The sequence below is a fragment of the Schnuerera sp. genome, assembly GCF_035459645.1.
GTDB lineage: Bacteria > Bacillota > Clostridia > Tissierellales > Tepidimicrobiaceae > Schnuerera.
Map to the genome: position 1 here is coordinate 1 of NZ_DATHXO010000288.1, position 3,451 is coordinate 3,451.

The 3,451-nt window shown below is 29.5% G+C and carries 4 protein-coding genes and 1 pseudogene; 2 read left to right on the plus strand and 3 right to left on the minus strand.

Annotated elements, in window-relative coordinates; translation table 11 throughout:
• Positions 1-710 (plus strand): annotated as a pseudogene (locus VK998_RS06775) (histone deacetylase); the annotation flags it as partial.
• A gap of 51 nt (positions 711-761) precedes the next feature.
• Here VK998_RS06775 and VK998_RS06780 read toward each other — a convergent pair.
• The 3 genes from VK998_RS06780 to VK998_RS06790 form a co-directional block, all read right to left on the minus strand.
• A complete protein-coding gene (locus VK998_RS06780; RefSeq protein WP_325226829.1) occupies positions 762-1,115 on the minus strand; it encodes a hypothetical protein in 354 nt (117 codons plus the stop codon).
• Positions 1,102-2,484, minus strand: coding sequence for an MATE family efflux transporter (locus VK998_RS06785; RefSeq protein WP_325226833.1), 1,383 nt, complete (start codon positions 2,482-2,484; stop codon positions 1,102-1,104). Before VK998_RS06785 ends, VK998_RS06780 begins: the two co-directional genes overlap by 14 nt.
• A gap of 145 nt (positions 2,485-2,629) precedes the next feature.
• Complete coding sequence (locus VK998_RS06790; protein ID WP_325226836.1) at positions 2,630-3,013, minus strand: hypothetical protein; 384 nt, start codon at positions 3,011-3,013, stop codon at positions 2,630-2,632.
• 271 nt (positions 3,014-3,284) lie between these two features.
• On the opposite strand from VK998_RS06790, the gene VK998_RS06795 reads away from it, so the two are divergent.
• On the plus strand, positions 3,285-3,451 hold a 167-nt coding region (locus tag VK998_RS06795; RefSeq protein WP_325226839.1), incomplete at its 3' end, for a response regulator.

Below are 3,451 nucleotides of genomic sequence, written 5' to 3' on the forward strand. Positions count from 1 at the left end.
TAAATATCCCCTTGCCTCCAGGAACGGGAGAAGAAGGTTTTTTATATGTGTTGGAGAATGTAGTAATGCCTATTTTAAATGAATATAAACCGGATATAATAATTAACTCAGCTGGTCAAGATAATCATTATACAGATCCTATTACAAATATGAATTTTACTGCTCAAGGATATGCAAAATTAAATGATAAACTTAATCCTGATATTGCTGTTTTAGAAGGTGGTTATTCTATAGAGGGGGCTTTACCTTATATGAATCTAGGCATAATTTTAGCTATGGCTGGCATTGATTATTCCAATGTTTACGAACCAGATTATGATAAAAATAGATTAAAACAACCTAAAGATATTACTGAATATATTAAGCAAATATCAAATATTGTATATAATCGTTGGAATAATAAAGATAGTCTAAGATTAAAGGAGTTCAAAGGGTATGATTATGTAGACAAAAAAAGACAAATCTATTATGATACTGATAGTATCTTAGAAAATCAGGTGCAAAGATTTAAAGTTTGTAAAAAATGTTCTGGAGTAAATACTATTGATTCAAAAAGTGATGGAGGTTATCATATTTTTGCTATAACTATACCAAAAGATGCTTGTTCTAATTGCATAGATGAAGGATATCGATTGTATAAAAATACCTCTATTAGCTTTACCAATGTATATTTGCAAGATAGAGTTAATGACGCGTATTATGCAAAATAAAATATTACAAATATATTACAAATAAGTTCTCATTAATGGTGCCTGGCACCATTAATGAGAACTTATTATATGCATTTCTGCATTGTGTTCTTTTCTAATTATTTTGATATAATGGTTTTTATAGTTAAATACAAAATTCATGGTAGCAGATTGTAGATCTATATTTTCTAAGAAGTGGACTGTACAGTAATAGTTGTTTTCCTCTGTAGAGAATCTTATTATAATGTTTCTTACTTTATTAAGTTGAAACCGACTATCCATATAATCAGGCATTTCTTCTATATGGAGGTTCAGTGTTCTTAAATCTATGGGAATAATAAGATCTATATCTGTTCCTTCTTCCATAATAGTCCTTACTTCAAAATCACTAATTATCTGTAAAAACCCTTTTCTATATTCTATCATTGTCATTTACACTCCTTTTATTGTCAACATCTGGCATTTTTCGTAGCAATAAAGTATACCAAATCGTAAGTACCACTCCCTTAAAAATAGAACTAATGCTAATACTCCACCATATACCATTTAATTCTAAATAAGTTGAAGAAAGAATTAATGCTGCTGGTATACGTAAAGCATTAAATATTATTCCTACCAAAGATGGAGGTATTGTTCGTCCTAGTCCATTGAAAGCACCTTGTGTGGCTATTTCAATGGTCATAAAGAACTGAGATATGCCTAAAATTCTAAGATAAGTTATTCCTATTTTCAATGCTTCTTTATCATAAGGGATAAACAACTTAAAAATAGGGCTGGCACCAAATATTAATAAACAAGTAGCAAATACCCCAATAGTCCCAACAATCATTAATCCTTTGCGATAACCTTTCTTTATTCTACCCCATTTCCCAGCACCATAATTTTGTCCTACAAAAGCAGATATAGCAGTAGAAAATCCTCCTGCTGTCATCCATGATATGGATTCAATTTGAGAGCCCACTTTTTGAACTGCTATTGGAGTTGGTCCCCATTGTGCTATTATTCTAGCTATAATCATTGCAATTGATGCAAACAAACCTGTCTGTAATGAAGCAGGTAATCCTAACTTAAATATGGTATTAATATATTCTTTGTCAGGAAGTTCAAAAATATTTAAATCTTTGAATAAACTTTTGCCTTTGTTATTATAAATAAATATGGCTGTAACTGCAAACTGTGCTATTATGGTTGCTAAAGCTGCACCTTTAATGCCCATTTTGGGGAAAGGTCCTATTCCCATAATCATAAATGGGTCTAATACCATATTTACTGCTAATCCTAATGCATTTATTTTAAAAGGTGTAGAGCTATTTCCAGAACCATTATAAATTCCTGAAAAAACTGGATTTAAAAAATAGAATACCAATCCAAAAGAAATTATAACTAAATAATCAGTAGCCATCTGTATAACTTCAGTATCCCCTAAATTAAAAAATCCTATAATCTGATGTCTAAAGACTATAAGAATTAATGAATATATAAGTGCAATAAATATATCAAGTTGTAGAGTATTTTTCACATATTTCTTTGCTGACTTCATATCATCTCTTCCATAGGATTGAGCTACTCCTACCTCTGCACCAATCTTTGGAATCATTAGGATAGCTGTACCTAGCCATGTGAAAAAACCAGCAGTTCCAGAAGCTGCTACTGCATTAGTACTTACCCTACCTAACCAGATCATATCCATCATATTATAGGCCATTTGGACAAAAGATGTTGCCATAATAGGTAAGGCAAGTTTTACCAAAGTACTAGTTATATTGCCTTCTGTAAGTTTTATATTTTTTTCCATTCCTTGCCTCCATTTAATAATTATTATTTCGTATCACTAACTTAATATATTCTACAATATTGATAGGGTTTAATCAAGTCAATTAAGAAACTTCTTCATATAGATAAATATAAAAACAGTGCAGATTTCTGCACTGTTTTTATATTTATCTATTCCATCTATTTCCTCTCATCATACCTCGACCATAACCTCTTCTAAATCCATTTTCATTATTGAAACCATATCCACCTTGACAAAGACCTGGCATATATCCATTTTCACCATGGAATTCTTTTACATATTTAAAATGTTCATCCCAAGTTTTAAATTCTTCTTCAGTGATTAATCCATCATTTAATGCCTTTTCTAATTGGTCTTCTTTCCATTCTAATCTTTCTTTATGCCATACTTCCCATTCTTCTTGATTAACATTTGCTTTTGGAAAAATATTAGATTCAGTATTGGATATTGTTGGAACTTGAGCATAGGACAGGCTAGCAGTCAACCCTATTCCTAATACTAAAGCTAAAATTAATAATGTTTTTTTCATTTTATCCTCTCCTCTCATTTTCTAAATTCATTATAGATTTTAAATATGAAGGAAATATGAAGAATTTAAATTTCATCTTCATATTTCCTTCATATTTGTTTTTTATAATTAAATCAACATATTATTATTGATACAAAAAGCTAAGTATAGAACTGTTCTATACTTAGCTTTTTTGATTATATTATATTATAATTAGAATAGATAATTTAAAATTATAAATTAGTAATTTTGAGACAGTAGAACCGTTATTTGTCTTAGTTGAGGTGATATTGTGAATGATATTAAGATTTTAGTTGTAGAAGATGAAAAAAATATTCTTGAAGTTATAAAGGCTTATTTGATTAAGGAAGGTTATTCTGTTATTACTGCAGAAGATGGAGAAAAAGCTTTGAAAATTTTCAATGAAGAGAATGTCCATTTGATTGTATTAGATTTAAT

Excerpts from the sequence above, each read along its gene's own strand:
- VK998_RS06790 (WP_325226836.1), bottom strand. The coding sequence starts at position 3,013 with ATGAAAAAAACATTATTAATTTTAGCTTTAGTATTAGGAATAGGGTTG.
- VK998_RS06780 (WP_325226829.1), bottom strand. The coding sequence starts at position 1,115 with ATGATAGAATATAGAAAAGGGTTTTTACAGATAATTAGTGATTTTGAA.
- VK998_RS06785 (WP_325226833.1), bottom strand. The coding sequence starts at position 2,484 with ATGGAAAAAAATATAAAACTTACAGAAGGCAATATAACTAGTACTTTG.